This is a genomic window from Pseudomonas sp. MPDS, from assembly GCF_013283895.1.
Classification (GTDB): domain Bacteria; phylum Pseudomonadota; class Gammaproteobacteria; order Pseudomonadales; family Pseudomonadaceae; genus Aquipseudomonas; species Aquipseudomonas rhizophila.
Genome location: NZ_CP054128.1, coordinates 4,539,123 through 4,555,776 on the forward strand (window position 1 = coordinate 4,539,123; position 16,654 = coordinate 4,555,776).

General features: G+C 61.3%; 21 protein-coding genes. 4 read left to right on the plus strand and 17 right to left on the minus strand.

Annotated elements, in window-relative coordinates; translation table 11 throughout:
- Positions 1–189: 189 nt before the first annotated feature.
- Positions 190–417, plus strand: a complete 228-nt coding sequence (locus HQ912_RS19885; RefSeq protein WP_047226285.1) for a YheU family protein — start codon at positions 190–192, stop codon at positions 415–417.
- Here the strand turns inward: HQ912_RS19885 and csrA are convergent.
- The 3 genes from csrA to HQ912_RS19900 all read right to left on the minus strand — a co-directional run bounded on the left by csrA (position 406) and on the right by HQ912_RS19900 (position 1,963).
- Positions 406–606, minus strand: a complete 201-nt coding sequence (csrA, locus tag HQ912_RS19890) for a carbon storage regulator CsrA (RefSeq protein ID WP_076385804.1) — start codon at positions 604–606, stop codon at positions 406–408. The genes HQ912_RS19885 and csrA overlap by 12 nt on opposite strands.
- A 151-nt stretch (positions 607–757) precedes the next feature.
- Positions 758–1,090, minus strand: coding sequence for a YnfA family protein (locus tag HQ912_RS19895; protein WP_076385806.1), 333 nt, complete (start codon positions 1,088–1,090; stop codon positions 758–760).
- A 57-nt stretch (positions 1,091–1,147) separates the two neighbouring features.
- Positions 1,148–1,963 (minus strand): SDR family oxidoreductase, encoded by an 816-nt coding sequence (locus HQ912_RS19900; RefSeq protein WP_047226282.1) that lies wholly within the window; start codon positions 1,961–1,963, stop codon positions 1,148–1,150.
- Positions 1,964–2,330: 367 nt separating this feature from the next.
- On the opposite strand from HQ912_RS19900, the gene HQ912_RS19905 reads away from it, so the two are divergent.
- A complete protein-coding gene (locus HQ912_RS19905) occupies positions 2,331–2,483 on the plus strand; it encodes a DUF3309 family protein (protein ID WP_018606531.1) in 153 nt (50 codons plus the stop codon).
- 58 nt (positions 2,484–2,541) lie between these two features.
- On the opposite strand, the gene HQ912_RS19910 is transcribed toward HQ912_RS19905, so the two are convergent.
- The 12 genes from HQ912_RS19910 to ccmA all read right to left on the minus strand — a co-directional run bounded on the left by HQ912_RS19910 (position 2,542) and on the right by ccmA (position 13,353).
- On the minus strand, positions 2,542–4,635 hold the full coding sequence (locus tag HQ912_RS19910; protein ID WP_173407207.1) for an LTA synthase family protein: 2,094 nt from the start codon (positions 4,633–4,635) through the stop codon (positions 2,542–2,544).
- 290 nt (positions 4,636–4,925) lie between these two features.
- Entirely contained in the window at positions 4,926–5,801 is an 876-nt protein-coding gene (gene speE, locus HQ912_RS19915) for a polyamine aminopropyltransferase (RefSeq protein WP_047226280.1), read from the minus strand.
- A 167-nt stretch (positions 5,802–5,968) separates the two neighbouring features.
- Positions 5,969–6,376: a lipoprotein gene (locus HQ912_RS19920; protein ID WP_047226279.1), complete on the minus strand. Its 408-nt coding sequence runs from the start codon at positions 6,374–6,376 to the stop codon at positions 5,969–5,971.
- A gap of 14 nt (positions 6,377–6,390) precedes the next feature.
- Positions 6,391–7,593, minus strand: a complete 1,203-nt coding sequence (gene ccmI, locus HQ912_RS19925; RefSeq protein ID WP_173407208.1) for a c-type cytochrome biogenesis protein CcmI — start codon at positions 7,591–7,593, stop codon at positions 6,391–6,393.
- Entirely contained in the window at positions 7,586–8,059 is a 474-nt protein-coding gene (locus HQ912_RS19930) for a cytochrome c-type biogenesis protein (RefSeq protein ID WP_139050810.1), read from the minus strand. Before HQ912_RS19930 ends, ccmI begins: the two co-directional genes overlap by 8 nt.
- Entirely contained in the window at positions 8,056–8,592 is a 537-nt protein-coding gene (locus HQ912_RS19935) for a DsbE family thiol:disulfide interchange protein (protein ID WP_047226276.1), read from the minus strand. Before HQ912_RS19935 ends, HQ912_RS19930 begins: the two co-directional genes overlap by 4 nt.
- A complete protein-coding gene (locus tag HQ912_RS19940) occupies positions 8,589–10,574 on the minus strand; it encodes a heme lyase CcmF/NrfE family subunit (RefSeq protein WP_173407209.1) in 1,986 nt (661 codons plus the stop codon). The genes HQ912_RS19935 and HQ912_RS19940 overlap by 4 nt, the downstream gene beginning before the upstream one ends.
- A gap of 3 nt (positions 10,575–10,577) precedes the next feature.
- On the minus strand, positions 10,578–11,033 hold the full coding sequence (gene ccmE / locus HQ912_RS19945) for a cytochrome c maturation protein CcmE (protein ID WP_076385818.1): 456 nt from the start codon (positions 11,031–11,033) through the stop codon (positions 10,578–10,580).
- Positions 11,030–11,206: a heme exporter protein CcmD gene (ccmD, locus tag HQ912_RS19950; protein ID WP_007939192.1), complete on the minus strand. Its 177-nt coding sequence runs from the start codon at positions 11,204–11,206 to the stop codon at positions 11,030–11,032. Before ccmD ends, ccmE begins: the two co-directional genes overlap by 4 nt.
- On the minus strand, positions 11,203–11,958 hold the full coding sequence (locus tag HQ912_RS19955; RefSeq protein WP_047226273.1) for a heme ABC transporter permease: 756 nt from the start codon (positions 11,956–11,958) through the stop codon (positions 11,203–11,205). The genes ccmD and HQ912_RS19955 overlap by 4 nt, the downstream gene beginning before the upstream one ends.
- Positions 11,959–12,052: 94 nt before the next feature.
- The gene (ccmB, locus tag HQ912_RS19960; RefSeq protein WP_047226272.1) at positions 12,053–12,721 is read right to left on the minus strand and encodes a heme exporter protein CcmB; all 669 of its coding nucleotides are present in this window, start codon (positions 12,719–12,721) and stop codon (positions 12,053–12,055) included.
- Positions 12,718–13,353, minus strand: coding sequence for a cytochrome c biogenesis heme-transporting ATPase CcmA (gene ccmA / locus HQ912_RS19965; RefSeq protein ID WP_047226271.1), 636 nt, complete (start codon positions 13,351–13,353; stop codon positions 12,718–12,720). Before ccmA ends, ccmB begins: the two co-directional genes overlap by 4 nt.
- Positions 13,354–13,552: 199 nt before the next feature.
- On the opposite strand from ccmA, the gene HQ912_RS19970 reads away from it, so the two are divergent.
- Together HQ912_RS19970 and HQ912_RS19975 are read left to right on the plus strand one after the other, a co-directional pair.
- Positions 13,553–15,139: a flagellar hook-length control protein FliK gene (locus HQ912_RS19970; RefSeq protein WP_173407210.1), complete on the plus strand. Its 1,587-nt coding sequence runs from the start codon at positions 13,553–13,555 to the stop codon at positions 15,137–15,139.
- Positions 15,136–15,465 carry an EscU/YscU/HrcU family type III secretion system export apparatus switch protein gene (locus HQ912_RS19975; RefSeq protein WP_047226269.1) on the plus strand — a complete coding sequence of 110 codons (330 nt, stop codon included), beginning with the start codon at positions 15,136–15,138 and terminating at the stop codon, positions 15,463–15,465. The genes HQ912_RS19970 and HQ912_RS19975 overlap by 4 nt, the downstream gene beginning before the upstream one ends.
- 280 nt (positions 15,466–15,745) lie before the next feature.
- On the opposite strand, the gene HQ912_RS19980 is transcribed toward HQ912_RS19975, so the two are convergent.
- Both HQ912_RS19980 and HQ912_RS19985 read right to left on the minus strand, forming a co-directional pair.
- Positions 15,746–16,141: a DUF2802 domain-containing protein gene (locus HQ912_RS19980; protein ID WP_047226268.1), complete on the minus strand. Its 396-nt coding sequence runs from the start codon at positions 16,139–16,141 to the stop codon at positions 15,746–15,748.
- A gap of 1 nt (position 16,142) precedes the next feature.
- Positions 16,143–16,628, minus strand: a complete 486-nt coding sequence (locus HQ912_RS19985; RefSeq protein WP_024778681.1) for a chemotaxis protein CheW — start codon at positions 16,626–16,628, stop codon at positions 16,143–16,145.
- Positions 16,629–16,654: the final 26 nt, after the last annotated feature.

Sequence of the window (16,654 nt, forward strand, 5' to 3'; positions counted from 1 at the left end):
ACGCCATCGCGAGCAGGCTCGCTCCCACAAGGAGACCTTCGTTGAGCATAAAGTTCGTGCCCGACGCAGGCACACTGGGAGCGAGCCTGCTCGCGATAGCGCCGCAGCAGACACCGCAAGCCCCAAGCCAGGCTAGCCGCAAAAGCCCTTTGGTCGTAGCATCGCGACATTGTCTAGCCGAGGTACCCCATGCTGATCCCTTACGACCAACTCGAAGTCGACACGCTCACTCGCCTGATCGAAGATTTCGTGACCCGCGACGGCACCGACAATGGCGATGACACGCCGCTGGAGACCCGCGTATTGCGGGTCCGGCAGGCCTTGACCAAAGGCCAGGCGATGATCGTCTTCGACCCGGAAAGCGAACAGTGCCAGTTGATGCTCAAGCACGACGTGCCCAAGCATCTATTCGACTGAGCAGACCTTGCGATTGGCCAGGGCCCTTTTTTTCTGAATCTTTTCGTATATCTCGGAGCGATGAACGTCGATGTGCCGTGGCGCTTCCACGCCAAAACGAACAGTGGTGCCGTTGACCGAGAGCACTCGGACGGAAATATCATCACCGATGGAAATCAGTTCACCCACAGCGCGGCTAAGTACGAGCATGGTTCTTGTCCTTAAGAATATCTGGACCTTGACCATGCCCGCCCCGCCTGAGGTTCTCAAGAGACCCTCAAGAATTCAGTAACGCCCTACAAGCAACACTCTGGCAACTGAAGGAAACGTCCTGCAAAACCCTGTCGGATAGCGGACTTATTCAAGAGGCGGAAACCCGCGGACCGAACAGAATCACACTCGCCCCCAACACGCAGAGCGCCACCCCCACCCAGTCGGAAGTCAGCGGCCGCGCTCGCTCCACCACGGCCAGCCAGCCGATCGAGGCGATGATATAGATACCGCCATAAGCGGCGTAGGCACGACCGGCGTAGGTCGCTTCGATGCGGGTCAGCAACAGGGCGAACAGCGTAAGACTCAACAGGGCCGGCACAATCCACCAGGCGCTCTTGCCCTGGCGTAGCCACATCCAGAACGCGTAACAGCCGGCGATTTCAAACAGCGCGGCGAGAAAGAACCAAAAATAGTTGAGCATGTGAGCGTCCATCAGGAGGGCCGAATGCGGCCATCCTGAGGACGCCGGACACTCAGGTCAACTCGGGTTCTGTCGAGCCTTGGCGCGCATCTTGTCGGCCATGACGGTCATTTCGTCGTACAGCAATTGCGGATTCTTCTGCTTGATGGCCCAGGCCATGCGCCCTTGCTCGTGGGGCAGGATCATGAACTGGCCCTGGGCGACCTGTTCATAGATGTAATCGGCAATCTCGGCAGCGCTGATCGGCGAGCTTTCCAGCAGCTTGCCAACCTGGGCTTTCATTGCCGGCGTCGGGCCGCGGAAGGAGTCCAGCAGGTTGGTCTGGAAAAACGACGGGCACACCACATGCACACCGATTTCCTGCTGTGCCAGCTCGATCAACAGGCTTTCCGACAGCGCCACCACACCAGCCTTGGCCACGTTGTAGTTGCTCATGGCCGGGCCTTGCATCAGGGCGGCCATGGAGGCGATGTTGATGATCTTGCCGTGGCTTTTTTCCAGCAACGGCAAGAACGCCTTGCAACCCTTGACCACGCCCATCAGGTTGATTGCGATCTGCCAGTCCCAATCCTCCAAGGACAGTTCACTGAAGAACCCACCCGAGGCCACACCGGCATTGTTGACGATGATGTCGATGCCACCGAGCTTCTCTTCGCAGGCCTGGGCAAACGCCGTCAGTTGGCTGTAGTCGCGCACGTCGCAGCGCTGGACAAAACCGTCGCCGCCAGCGTCACGCACCAACCTGAGGGTTTCCTGAAGGCCCGGCTCACTGACATCCGACAAGGCCAGGCGCCAGCCTTCGCGGGCCCAGCGCAGCGCGATTTCGCGACCCAGGCCAGAACCGGCACCGGTAATCATCATGCGATTTTGCATAGGAAACAGCCTTGTTGTTCCGGGAGAGATGCGCCGAGTGTAGCGAAGGACCCCGCCGCACCCACGCTCCATCAGAGTGCTGAATGGCGAGGGCAAACCTTAATAGGTTTTGAGGGGAACAACCCAGTGGAACCGCCTGCGGGAGCAAAGCTTGCTCACGATCGGCGCGACGCAGTTCTGGAAGATGGTGTCGTTTGCAGCGCGAGCCCGCTTTGCTCCCAAAGACGGGTTCTTTCACGCCTCAAAAAGACTTTGAATTTTTTACAGGACGTTACGGTCGTACTTATTAAGCCGCCCGGATTTAACGCATGCGTGCTGGTAGTTGAAAGTTGCATCACTCCAGAACTGACCAATAAGGAAATCAACAATGGGCACAATACTCATCATTATCCTGATCCTCCTGCTGATCGGTGGCCTGCCGGTCTTCCCGCACTCTAGAAGTTGGGGTTACGGTCCGTCCGGAATCATCGGTGTCGTACTGGTAGTGCTGTTGATCCTGCTATTACTGGGCAAGATATGAACCACTAAGTGACAAAAAAAGAGGCCCGTTAAGGCCTCTTTTTTATGGGCGGAACTTCTCAGTCCGGAACACCTTGTGTCACGCCGGCGGTGTTATCCAGCAGGCTCTTGGTAGCGGTTTGCAGAAACGCCTCCAGCTTGAGTTTCATTTCGAGAGCCTGCGGCGCGTCGGAGATGACATCCGCGCGTGGCTGGGCACCCAGTTGGTAGCGGTACAGCTTCGGCGCCATTTCCTTTTCCCTTGGCAGTACCAGAATCTTGTCGTCGCGGATAATCGCCGTGGTCTGATCACTGCCCGACGGTTTGATCACGCCAAATCCACTGTCGCCTGGCGGCAGGTTCAACAGATCGCGGCCCCAGCACTGGTTACGCACTTGCCCGCCGATCCGGCCCATGATGGTCGGGACGATATCGACCTGCGTGCCCACGGTGTGGTTGCGCTGGCCGAACTTTTCCTGGATACCCGGGCCGATCAACAGCATCGGTACGTTGAAACGGCCCAAGTCCATTTCGGTAATCTGGCGCTCGTTACCAAAGCCGTGGTCTCCGACGATGACAAACAGCGTCTCCTTGAAATAAGGCTCCTTGCGGGCCTTTTCGAAGAACTGACCCAAAGCCCAATCGGAATAACGCATGGCAGTCAGGTGCGCATTCAGGCTGCCACGGTCAGTGACCGGTTCCACCAGCAACGGTGTCGGCAGCGCATACGGCGTGTGGTTGGACAGGGTCTGCAGCAACGCATAGAACGGTTTGCCGTTTTCCCGTGCCTTGAGTTCGATCAGGCTGCGGTCGAACATATCCTGGTCGGACACGCCCCAGGTGGGGTCGGAGAACACCGGGTTCACATAATCATTGCGCCCGATGAACGTGGTCATACCTTGGCCGCTGAAGAAACCCGACTGGTTGTCCCAGGCGAAATCACCGTTGTAGACATACACGTCGTCGTAGTTGCGGGCACTGAGCAGTTGCGGCAGCCCCGAAAACTTGTGGCTGCCTTCAGGTGTCTGCATCAGATACTCGAAGCCCGGCAGGTTCGGGAAGCAGGCCATGGTGGCGAACATGCCCTGATGGGTGTGGGTACCATTGGAGAAGAAGCGGTCAAACAGCAGACCTTCCTTGGACAGTTTGTCCAGATAAGGCGTGATATTGCCCGGCGCGCCCAAGGCACCTACCGAGTGCCCCGCCATGCTTTCCATGAGAATCACTACCACGTTCTTGATCGGCAAAGTCTTGTCGGCCGGTGGCGTGTAGTCGCGACGTACGGCGGCGGTGTCTGCATCGACCAGTTTGTCGTCGGGCATCACCAGCATGTCCCGCACCGTCTGCTGGGCCAGCGGTTGCTCGAGGGTGGCTTTCCAGATGTTGTCGCGGTGTTCGGACATCCGGCTCTTGGCCGCGGCCACCAGTGACAACGTGCCATTAAGGCCCAACTGGTTGGCAAAGTTCGAATCGGTGGTGTAGACGTCACCCCAGCGCAGCGGCGGCCCCTGGCGTAAGGTACCCCGGGCGGCGCCCACGGCCACGACCAAGCAGACCATGAACACCGCGACACGCCCGTACCACGGAGCCACCTGGCGTGTGCCAATGGTGCCGCCACTGAACGGCCCGCGCGGTCGAGTCGCGCGGTCGGCGCCCTTGAACGCCATCGTGAGGATCAGCGTGCCCACGACCCACGCCAACAGGTAGCGCACCACCGGGAACCCATACCAGAGCATGCTCATCACGGTTTTCGGGTCTTCCTGCACATACTGGAAGACCAGGCCGTTGAGACGCTGGTGAAACTCGCGGTAGAAGTCCATCTCCATCAGACCGAGGAACAGCGCGATGCTGGCGGTCACGGTCAGCCAGAAACGAAAAAAACCACGAGCCGCCATGGCCCGCGCGCTGAACAAGGCCAGCAGCAGCGGAATACACAGATAGACCACCAGACGCAGGTCAAAACGCAGACCGTTGACGAACGCCTCGACGAAGGTCGAGGCCGGGGTGTCGAGGATCATTTCGCGGTTGTAGACCAGTAGCGCAACGCGCAACAGGCTGAACATGACCATCATGACCAAGGCACAGAGCAACGTGTAGGCCAGGTGAGATTTGACGGTCGGTTGCAGCAGGCGATGCGTGGTGCGTTGCTGACTCAGGGCGTCCGGGATTGCCATGTCGTGTAAGGACCTAATGGGGTTGAGGGCGAATAGAACAACGGCGCGTCCTATGCCGACCATCACCCGGGTCCCTGGGTCTGCGCGAGTGCGCGAGCGTTGAATGAATGGCTGAGCATCGCCATTCATTCACCGACGGCAACAGGCGCCGGGATTGTCCGCAAGGTCCTGTGAAAATTTTGTTCAATGACTATTCGCAAACACAAAAAACTCCGGATTGCCCGATGAGTCTGTGTCGAACCTCTCTGTGGTCAGGGGATATAACCCCCGCCACAGCTTGTGAGTCCTGATCAGTCGTTGCTTGGCTTGTTGATCGCCCGCAAGACGTACTGCGGCATGGCGAACGCGCCGATGTGAACTTCAGGGTTGTAGTAGCGGGTAACAATGCCGCTGCCAATGAAGCGCTCACGCAGGGTCTCGCGGGTCAGCTTGCGATAGGCAGTATCCGTCGAGCCCCAGGCGAAAGTCATGGCGCCACCAATGTAGGTCGGCACGGCGGCCTGGTAGAAATGCCAGTCGGCAAACAGGCCACGCAGACGCCCGGCAGTGGTTTGTACTTCGCCCAGTTGCATGAACGGTGTGCCGTTCTGGGTCACCAGAATGCCGCCTTCGTTCAGGCAGCGATGACAGGCCTGGTAGAAGTTTTCCGAAAACAGCACTTCACCCGGGCCGATCGGGTCGGTGGAGTCGGAGATGATGACGTCGAATTTCTCCTGGGTGGTGGAGACGAAACGCATGCCGTCGTCGATCACCAGGTTCAGCCGCGGGTCGTCGTAGGCGCCCTTGGAGTGGTTGGGCAGGAACGCCTTGCACATGTCCACCACCGTGCCGTCGATTTCCACCATGGTGATGTGCTCAACGCCCAGGTGCTTGGTCACTTCACGCAACATGCCGCCGTCGCCACCGCCGATGATCAGCACGCGTTTGGCCGCGCCGTGGGCGAGGATCGGTACATGGGTCAGCATTTCGTGGTAGATGAATTCATCGGCTTCGGTGGTCTGGATCACGCCATCCAGCGCCATCACCCGGCCCATGCGCGGGTTCTCGAAAATCACCAGGTGCTGGTGCTCGGTGCGCACTTCGTGCAGCAGCTTGTCCATCCGAAAACGCTGGCCGTAGCCTTCGTAGAGGGTTTCCAGATAGTCGCCGGTCGGGGTAGTCGTCATGGTCAGGTGCTCCGATAAATACGCGGTTGGCCGGTGAAGGCTCGCAAAGGCGCGCATTCTACGACGCCGGGCATGACAGGTCGAACCTTGAACTCATCACCGGCCAAACTGCGTAGCAGCTGTCGAGCCCAGCCGGGGCGAGCCGGTTCGCCACAGGCTGGTCTCTCTTAGTGGAATTGACGCCCCAACCCCGCCGGAACGCCTTCGATGGTGGTTTCTTCCCACGGCCCGTTCGGGCTGATGGAGCGGCTCCAGCCGTTGCTCCAGCGGTAATAGGTGCGCTGGCGATAGAAGGTGTTGGTGTGGTTGTCCAGCACATAGACCCCAAGTTTGGCGTCCCAGTGGCTATTGCCGCCGGGTGGTGGGGCGAAGCTGGCGGAAGTACGAGGCAACGGCTTGGCCGGTGTGTTCGGCGTGACGGGCTTGCTTGGGGCGGTCGACGGCCCCGGCTTGGTGGCCGGGCCTGAAGACGGGATGGGAGGCAGCGGCGCCGACGGCTGCGGCGGACGCTGGACCGCACAAGCACTCAGGCCCAGGACGAGCGTGAGCAGGGTGATACGAGCGATGGCGGTCATGGTGCGAATTCCTGTTATTTATCCGGGCTGTCGATAGTCAGTTGTTGCTGCGCCGTGGTGCTGCTCGCCAGAGGCTTGCTGCGGCCGATCCATTCACCGGCGGTCGGTTGACCGGCCCGGGAAATGCGCGCCACCAGTTGGACTTCAGGGAAGTTCGACAGTTTCAGTTGCGGCATCATGGCGTCCGCGTCGCCCAGTTCCACGGTAACAGGCAGATCAGCGACGGTCAGGCGCTTGGCCGCCAGCGGCGCCGGCGGGCCGGAAGCGGCGCGGGCAAAGATGAACACGCTGTCGCCCGGCTGCACCTTGGCCTTGAGCGCTGGCGCCAGCTCGACGCGCACCTTGAGCAATGCCGCAGCCTTGCTCACTGGCGCTTGGGCGACCTTGCCGCCGCTGGCCTCAAGCTTCTCGGTGGCGCGGTTGATACCGCCCTGCAGCGCCTCACGGGACTTGTCGCCTTCCGGCAGTTGCGCGAGCAGGCGGCCCCAATAATCAATGGCTTGCTGATAGCGCTCGCCTTCGAACGCGGCGATTCCCAGCAGGCCCAGGCTGGTGACTTCCTTGGGATCGAGCTTGAGCGCTTCGTCGGTCAGGGCCTTGACCTTGTCCGACCATTTCTTGCCATCGGCGAAATACTGCGCCTGAGCCCATTGCCCGAGCAGCTCGGGTTGCCGGCCGGCCACCACCACGGTGCGCTCGAAGATCTTCGCCGCATCCGCCGGTCGGTCCTGGGCCATGTAGGTGCGACCGAGGAAATACAAGCCCTCGGCGTTATCCGGTTGCGCGGCCACCGCGCGCTCCAGGCGCAGGGTCATTTCTTCCATCGACTGCGGTGCCTGGGCGAACTCACGGGTCAGCTCGACCTTGTCGCTGGCGCCGAAATGCAGATACAGCCCCAGGCCCAACACCGGCACCAGCACGGCGGCGAGTAACGGCAACGGTTTCCCCAAGCGAGACTCGCGCGGCGCATCGGCGCCTTCGGTGTCGGCGAGCAGTTCACGCGCGGCTTCGGCGCGGCCGGTGTCCAGTTGCGCGGCGTTCAGCACGCCCTCTTCCTGCTCGGCCTGCAACTCGGCGACACGCTCCTGGTACAGCGCCACGTTGAGCGCGGTACGGTCCTCCTCGCGCTGGGCGCGGCGACCGCGCAATACAGGGATCAACAGAAAACTCAGGGCAATCAGGAGAAGCAGACCTGCGGCGAGCCAGAAATCAATCATGCTTGGTTTTATCCAACAGTTGGTCGAGGCGCTGGCGCTCTTCGACAGAAAGCGTGTCCGGGGCAGCCGTGCGCTGGACCCGGCGGCGGCGCACAATCACCGCGATGACAACGAAACCACCGAGCAACAAGCCGGCGGGGCCAAACCAGAGCAGCGCGGTCTTGGAGGTCAAGGCCGGGTTGTAGCGCACGAACTCCCCATAGCGGTCCACCATGAAATCGATGATCTGCTGGTTGTCCTTGCCTTCGCCGAGCATGCGGAAAATTTCCTTGCGCAGGTCGGCGGCAATCGGTGCGTTGGAATCGGCGATGTCCTGGTTCTGACACTTGGGGCAGCGCAGCTCCTTGGTCAATTCACGAAACCGCTCGCGCTCGCCCTCGTTGGCGAATTCATAGGTATCGATGGCGGCGTGGGCCACGCCAGCCAGGCTCACCCCGAGGATGAGGGCTGCTAACCAGCGCTTCATGGCTTGGCCTCGTCGACCAGCGCCTGATACTTGGCGGCCAGCTTCTCGCGCCAGACCTGTTCGTCGATCACGCCGACGAACTTGTCGCGGATGACACCCTTGGCGTCGATGAAAAAAGTTTCCGGCGCCCCGTAGACGCCCAGGTTCAGGCCCAGGGAGCCCTCTTCATCGCGGATATCCAGTTGATACGGGTTATGGAATTCGGCCAGCCACTTCAAAGCATCGGCGTTGACGTCCTTGTAATTGACGCCGTAGATCACCACGCCGTTCTGGGCCAGTTTGTTCAATACCGGATGTTCAACCCGGCAGGAAATGCACCAGGTGCCCCAGACATTGACCAGTGCCGGTTTACCCAGCAGGTCCGCCCGCGTCAGTGTCTTGTCGCCCTGCACCGACGGCAGGGAAAACTCAGGGAACGGCTTGCCGATCATCGCCGAGGGCAATTCGGCCGGGTTCAGGTAGAGCCCCCGGTACAAAAACACCGCCATCAACAAAAACAGCGCCAGCGGCAACAGCATCAACCAACGTTTCATGCATGGGCTCCCGTCATGCCCAGGGTTTCACGCACCCGGGTTTTTACCTTGACCCGATAACGACGATCCAAGGCCGCCAGCACGCCACCCAGGCCGGTCAGCAAGCCGCCGAACCAGATCCAGCGCACGAACGGCTTGACGTGGACCCGCACCGCCCACGCGCCATCGCCCAGGGACTCACCCAGCGCTACGTAGAGGTCGCGGGTGAAACCGGCATCGATCCCAGCTTCGGTCATCACCGAATTCTGCACGGTGTAGAGGCGCTTTTCCGGATGCAGCACGGTCACTTCCTGGCCGTCGCGGAGCACCCGCACGGTGCCTTTGTCGGAAGTGAAGTTCGGGCCTTCGTAATGTTTGGCACCCTCGAAGACAAACTGATAGCCACCCAGATCCATGGACTCTCCGGGCGCCAGGCGCAGGTCGCGCTCGGCGCTGTTCTGGCTGGACAGCACCACGCCCAAGGCGCAGACCGCGATACCCAGGTGGGCGAGTTGCATGCCCCAGTAGCTGCGGGTCAGGGTTGGCAGGCCCTTGATCAAGCCCTTGTGGCGGGTCTTGTCGAAGATATCCCTGACCCCGGCCAGCAACACCCAGGCCGCCAGCACGAAGGTCGCCAGCACCGCCCAGTTGAAATCGCCATACGCGATCCCGGCGATGACGGCCAGGGCAGCAGTGCCCAGCAGCACGGGCGTCAGCATGCCCATCAGCCATTTGACCGGTGTGTCTTTCCAGCGCACCAGCATGCCGACAGCCATCACCACCATCAGGATCGCCATCAGCGGAATGAACAAGGCATTGAAGTACGGCGGGCCGACCGACAGCTTGGCGCCGGTCAGCGCGTCGAGCACCAACGGGTACAACGTGCCCAGCAGGATCATCGACGCGGCAACCACCAGTACCAGGTTGTTGCCCAGCAGCAGGGTTTCCCGGGACCAGAGGTTGAAGCCGACCTGGCTTTTCACCACCGGCGCGCGCACAGCGAACAGCGTCAGAGAGCCGCCGACCACGAACAGCAGGAACATCAGGATGAACACCCCACGCTCAGGGTCAGAGGCAAAGGCATGCACCGAAGTCAGTACGCCGGACCGCACCAGGAAGGTTCCCAGCAGGCTCAGGGAAAATGCGGCGATGGCCAGCAGCACCGTCCAGCTCTTGAACACGCCACGTTTTTCGGTGACGGCCAGGGAGTGGATCAGCGCGGTGCCCACCAGCCAGGGCATGAAGGAGGCGTTTTCCACCGGGTCCCAGAACCACCAGCCACCCCAGCCCAGTTCGTAGTAGGCCCACCACGAACCCAGGGTGATGCCAATGCCCAGGAAGGCCCAGGCGACGATGGTCCAGGGACGCGACCAGCGCGCCCAGGCGGCATCGAGACGACCGCCCAGCAACGCGGCAATGGCGAAGGCGAAGGCCACGGAGAATCCAACGTAGCCCATGTAGAGCATCGGCGGGTGAACGATCAGGCCGATGTCCTGCAGCAACGGGTTGAGGTCGCGACCGTCCATCGGCACCTGGGGCAGGATGCGCTCGAACGGATTGGAGGTAATGATCAGGAATAACAGGAAACCGATGCTGATCATCCCCATCACCGCCAGCACCCGGGCCAGCATTACCTGGGGCAACTGCCGGGAGAACACCGAGACCGCGAAGGTCCAGCCGGCGAGGATCAACGCCCAGAGCAACAGAGACCCTTCATGGGCGCCCCACACCGCGCTGAACTTGTAGTACCAAGGCAAGGCGCTGTTGGAGTTGCCAGCAACGTAGGCCACGGAGAAATCATCAGCCATGAACGCGTAGGTCAGGCAACCAAAGGCGAACAACATGAAGGCGAACTGCCCCCAAGCCGCCGGCTGGGCCAGGCTCATCCACAAACGATCGCCACGCCAGGCACCGAGTAAAGGCACTACCGCTTGAACGATGGAGAAACACAAGGCCAGGATCATCGCCAGGTGACCCAGCTCGGGAATAAACAGACCGGTCATCGATCAACCCTCCTTCACGGGAGCGGGCGCCGACTGGCCGCTGTCTTTCAAAGCCTTGGTCACTTCCGGCGGCATGTATTTTTCGTCGTGCTTGGCCAGGACTTCATCGGCCACCACCACGCCTTCGGCATTGAGCTTGCCCAGGGCGACGATGCCCTGCCCTTCGCGAAACAGGTCCGGCAGGATGCCACGATAGGTGATGGTCACGGTCTTGTTGAAATCAGTGACGTTGAATTTCACGTCCAGCGAGTCCCCGGAACGCTCCAGGGACCCCTCCTCCACCATGCCGCCGGCACGAATGCGCGTGTCCTTGGGTGCTTCGCCGTTGGCAATCTGGGTCGGGGTGTAAAACAGGTTGATGTTCTGTTGCAAGGCGCTCAGGGCCAAGCCGACTGCGGCGCCGACCCCCACCAGGATGGCAAGAATGATGACAAGACGTTTTTTGCGCAGCGGATTCACTGACCATTCTCCCGGCGCAGACGACGCGCCTCTTGTTGCAGATACCGCTTGCGGGCCAGGATCGGCGCCGCCACGTTGAGGGCCAGCACCGCCAGGCAGATGCCATAGGCGGACCAGACATACAGGCCGTGATGGCCCATGGCGAGAAAATCGCCGAATGATGCAAAACTCATCGAGCGGCCTCCAGGCTGTTCTGTACTTCGGCCTTCACCCAACTGGCCCGGGACTCGCGCTTGAGCACTTCCAGGCGCATGCGCAGCAGCAGCACCGCGCCGAAGAAACAGTAGAAACCCAGCACGGTGAGCAACAGCGGCAGCCACATTTGCACAGGCATCGCCGGTTTTTCGGTGAGGGTGAAGGTCGCGCCCTGGTGCAGGGTGTTCCACCAGTCCACCGAGTACTTGATGATCGGGATGTTGATCACGCCGACAATCGCCAGTACCGCGCAGGCCTTGGCGGCGCTGTCACGATTGCTGATGGCGTTGCCCAGCGCAATAAGACCGAAGTACAGAAACAGCAGGATCAGCATCGACGTCAGTCGGGCATCCCAGACCCACCATGAGCCCCAGGTCGGCTTGCCCCAGATCGCCCCGGTGACCAGCGCTACGGCGGTCATCCAGGCACCGATGGGCGCGGCGCATTGCAGGGCCACGTCCGCCAGTTTCATCTTCCACACCAGCCCGACCACGCCACACACCGCCAGCATCACGTAGATGGACTGGGCCAACAGCGCCGTGGGAACGTGAATGTAGATGATGCGAAAGCTGTTGCCCTGCTGGTAGTCCGGCGGTGCGAAGGCCAGGCCCCAGACCACGCCGATGCCGATCAACAGCAGTGCGGCGATGCTCAACCAGGGCAGCAGTTTGCCGCTGATGCCGTAGAACCACTTGGGTGAGCCGAGCTTATGAAACCAGGTCCAGTTCATTGCTGTTTCCATCACGGTTGCGACTCGTCATTACGAGTCGCCAGGTCTGCCTTTACTTCAAAAGAAGTGGTCAGTTCTTGACCAGGCCTCATTATTATTCGCCGACGCTGATTTTCAGGCCAGCGGCTATTGCAAAGGGTGTCAGGGTTATCGCCAGGGCGGTCAGGCTCCCAAGCCACAGCAGATAACCGGTTGCCGGCATGCCTTGCAGCGCGGCTTGCAAGGCGCCACTGCCGAGGATCAACACCGGGATATACAGCGGCAGGATCAGCAGCGCCAACAACAGGCCGCCGCGCTTCAACCCCACCGTCAACGCCGCGCCGACTGCGCCGAGCAGGCTCAACACCGGCGTGCCCAGCAACAGCGATACCAACAATACCGGCATGCAGGCAGCGGGCAAGCCCAGCATCATTGCCAGCAGCGGCGAGAGCAGCACCAGTGCCAGGCCGGAAAAAACCCAGTGTGCCAGTACCTTGGCCAAAACCAGAAGGGCCAGGGGGTGCGACGAAAGGACCCACTGCTCCAGGGATCCGTCCTCGAAATCACTGCGGAAAAGCCCGTCCAGCGAGAGCAGGACCGATAAAAGGGCCGCCACCCAGACCAGCCCCGGCGACAAGGTTTGCAACAATTGAGTCCCGGGACCGACCGCCAGCGGGAACAGTGCGATGACAATCGCGAAGAACACCAGCGGATTGGCCAGTTCGGCCGGACGGCGGAACAACAGGCGCGCCTCGCGGGCAAGCAGCAGGCCAAACACACTCATACAGCCCAGTTCCCAAGATCGATGTTGCGATAACCGGATGGCATCCGCGCCAATGTGTGGTGAGTGGTCAACAGCACCATGCCGCCACGCTCGCAGTGCCCGGCCAGATGCTCCTCGAGCTGCGCCACGCCCTGCTTGTCCAGAGCGGTGAACGGCTCGTCGAGAATCCACAGCGGCGGGCTGTCGAGATATAACCGGGCCAGGGCCACGCGGCGCTGCTGGCCGGCGGACAGGGTGTGGCACGGCACGTCTTCGAAGCCGCGCAGGCCCACCGTCGCCAGCGCCTGCCAGATCGCCTCGCGCCCGGCCGGTCGATGCAGCGCGCAGAGCCAACTGAGGTTTTCTTCAGGCGTCAGCAAATCCTTGATGCCGGCGGCATGGCCGATCCAGAGCAGATTGCGGGCCAGTTCGCTGCGCTGGCTGTGCAACGGCTGGCCATTGAGCAGCACTTGGCCGGCGGTCGGCTGCATCAACCCGGCCAACAGGCGCAACAGGCTGGTCTTGCCACTGCCGTTGGGACCGCTGATCTGCACCATATCGCCAGGCGAGAGTCTCAATTGGAGATTCTCGAAAAGCAGCCGCAAATCTCGCTCACAGGCGAGGCCAACGGTTTGCAGGAGAGGACTGGTCAAGGGATAGCGGGCCTTATACGGTTCAAGTCGGCAATGCAGCGGCCGTTAAAGAGGTGCAGCATAGATGCTTTGGCGGCCGGTTCCACAGAGCTGCGTCAAACAATTGCAAGGTTTTCGCCACTCCCTGAAAGACCGGCGGCATTATACATGTCATGCCCCAGGGGGCGTGCTCAATTAGTTTCCCAAGGTAAGACCGCAGATGACAGGCGACATGAACATCCCGCCGTTGCCTCAGGCCTCGGCAACAACCCGTATGCCGGCGGTCACGGGCGAGCTGCTCAAATTGCTGACGCCGGTCGAAGGCCTGATCGGTGCGGGCCAGACCGCCAAGGCCGAGGTGTTGTCGCTCAAGCAGGCGGAACAGACCTTCCAGCTGTTGCTCAAGGTCACCCTGGAGAGCGGTCGCCAAACCACCGTGCAAGCCACCAGCACCCAGCCATTGCCCCAAGGCACCAGCCTGGCCGTGACTCAGCCGTCCGCCAGCAACCTGGCGATTACCGTGCAGCAGGCCATCGCCTCGAGCGTCGCCACCCTGACCCGTATCGACACGGCACAGATGCCGGTCGGCACGCTGCTGCAAGGCAAGGTACTGACCAGCCAGGCGTTGCCGCAGTTGCCGGGGCAACCCGCGGTGTACCGGTCGCTGGTGAGCCTGCTCAACACCGCCCAGGCCGGAAGTACCCTGGACATCGACAGCCCGCAACCGCTGCGCATCGGCACGCTATTGAGCGCTCAGGTACAAGACGCCCAAACCTTGAAATTTGTCCCCTTGAGCAACCGCCAGGAACAACTGGCGGTGAGCCAGCAACTGGTCACGCAGATGAGCCGCCAGGGCTCGTTGGACAGCCTGGTCACCGCGCTGCAAAACACCGCGCTGCAAAAGCTTCCGGCCAGCGACGACACTGGCGCCGAGTTGCGCGCTGCGGTGACACGCCTGTTGGCGGGCCTGCCCGACATCCAGCAACTGAGCACACCCAAGGGCCTGGCCCAGGCCATGGCCGCCAGCGGCGCGTTCCTGGAAAGCAAACTGCTGGCCGGGCAAGTACCGAGCCTGGCGCCAGACATGAAGGGCGATCTGCTGAAACTGATCGCCCAACTGACCCCGGCCCTGCCCGCCTCAACCAACCTCGCCGCCATCATCGCCGCCAACACCTTGGCCCAGGTGCTGCCCAGCTTCGTGCGTAACGCCCTCGGCACCCTCGGCCAGGTCAGCGTCAAGCCGCAACCCACCAGTTTCCCCCTGCCCTCGCGCCTGTTGAAAGGCCAGGACGATGAAGGCGACCTGGAACAGTTGTTGCGTCTGGCCGCCGCCGCCGTGTCGCGCCTGCAAAGCCATCAATTGTCGAGCCTGGAACAGACGGGCCTGACCGACGACGGTCGGCTGATGAGCACCTGGCAGTTGGAAATCCCCATGCGCAACCTGCAGGACATCGTGCCGCTGCAGGTCAAGTTCCAGCGCGAGGAAACCCCGCCCCGGGAGGAGTCACCGGAACGCCGTGAAGAACGCGAGCCGAAACAGCAGCTCTGGCGGGTCGAGCTGGCGTTCGACATGGAGCCACTGGGGCCGCTGCAGATTCAGGCCCAGTTGCTCAGCGGCAGCCTGTCGAGCCAGCTATGGGCAGAGCGGCCGTATACCGCCAACCTGATCGAAAACAATCTGACCGCGCTGCGTGAACGCCTGGTGACCTGCGGCCTGAACGTTGGCGACCTGGATTGCCACCTCGGCACCCCGCCCCAAGGCCCCAAGACGCGACTGGAACAACGCTGGGTGGACGAAACCGCATGACAACCGACACCGCACCACGCCAGGCCATCGCCCTCAAGTACGACGGCCTCCACGCCCCGACCCTCACCGCCAAGGGCGACGAAGCCCTTGCCGAGGAAATCCTGCGGATCGCCCGCGAAAGCGAAGTGCCGATCTATGAAAACGCTGAATTGGTGAAGCTGTTGGCGCGGATGGAACTGGGCGACAGCATCCCGGAAGAGTTGTATCGCACCATTGCCGAAATCATTGCCTTTGCCTGGAACTTGAAAGGCAAATTCCCCCAGGGCTATGACCCGAACGCGCCAAGTGTCGAGAAGGATGTGACCGATCGCGGCGACGATTATTGATCTCCAGATCCAGCAAGGACCGCTCTTGTGGCGAGGGAGCTTGCTCCCGCTGGGTGGCGCAGCCGCCCCAGGCGCAGCGACCGCAAAAAGCGTGGGGGCCGCTGCGCAGCCCAGCGGGAGCAAGCTCCCTCGCCACGGTGATGTATTCACTGAAGATAGGTGGGCCTTTGTAAAAAAAAATCGCAGCCTTCAGCAACGCCTACAGGGGAATGTGAACCCTGTAGGCGCTGCCAAAGGCTGCGATCTCTTGATCTTTCTTGCAGCTTGCCGCTTGAAACTATCAGCCGCCCTTATGCAACTTGCTCATCAACTCCGCCTCGGCCTGGGTCAGGCCGCAGGCTTGGGTCAGTTCGTCGACGCTGGCGCCCATGCCCACCAGGCGAGCGGCCTGGGCGAAGGACAGGCTGGAGGGGTCGCGCTGCTCCAACTGGGCCAGTTTGTCCGGCAACGGAGCGACCACGGCGCGTAGCTCGTGCAGGGCTTCGCCCATGCGCACGGTGCCGTTCTGGTAATCGTCGACGCGTTTGGCCAGGTCCCGGATGCGTTGATCACGCAACGCATCGCCCTGGGCCTGCTGAGCGGCGATCTGCCGCTGGCCGCGTATGTACGCGACAAACATCGCCAGCGTGCCTGCCCAGAAAAGGAACAGGACAATGACTGCTACCTCAAGAATCAAATCAGATACTCTCCAGTTCCGACCATTCCTCTTCGCTCATCATCTTCTCCAGCTCGACCAGGATCAGCAACTCGTTGTTCTTGTTGCACACGCCCTGGATGAACTTGGCCGACTCTTCGTTACCGACGTTAGGCGCGGTTTCGATTTCCGACTGACGCAAGTAAACCACTTCAGCGACGCTGTCGACGAGGATGCCGACCACTTGCTTGTCGGCCTCGATGATCACGATACGGGTGTTGTCGTTGACCTCGGTGGAGTTCAAGCCAAACCGCTGGCGAGTGTCGATCACCGTGACCACGTTACCGCGCAGGTTGATGATGCCCAGCACGTAGCTTGGCGCACCGGGAACCGGGGCGATCTCGGTATAGCGCAGCACTTCCTGAACGCGCATCACGTTGATGCCGTAGGTTTCGTTATCGAGCTTGAAGGTTACCCATTGCAAAATCGGATCTTCGGAACCCTTGAGAGACGACGCCTTATCATTCATACCCTGACCCCTCGAAAAACCGCCTG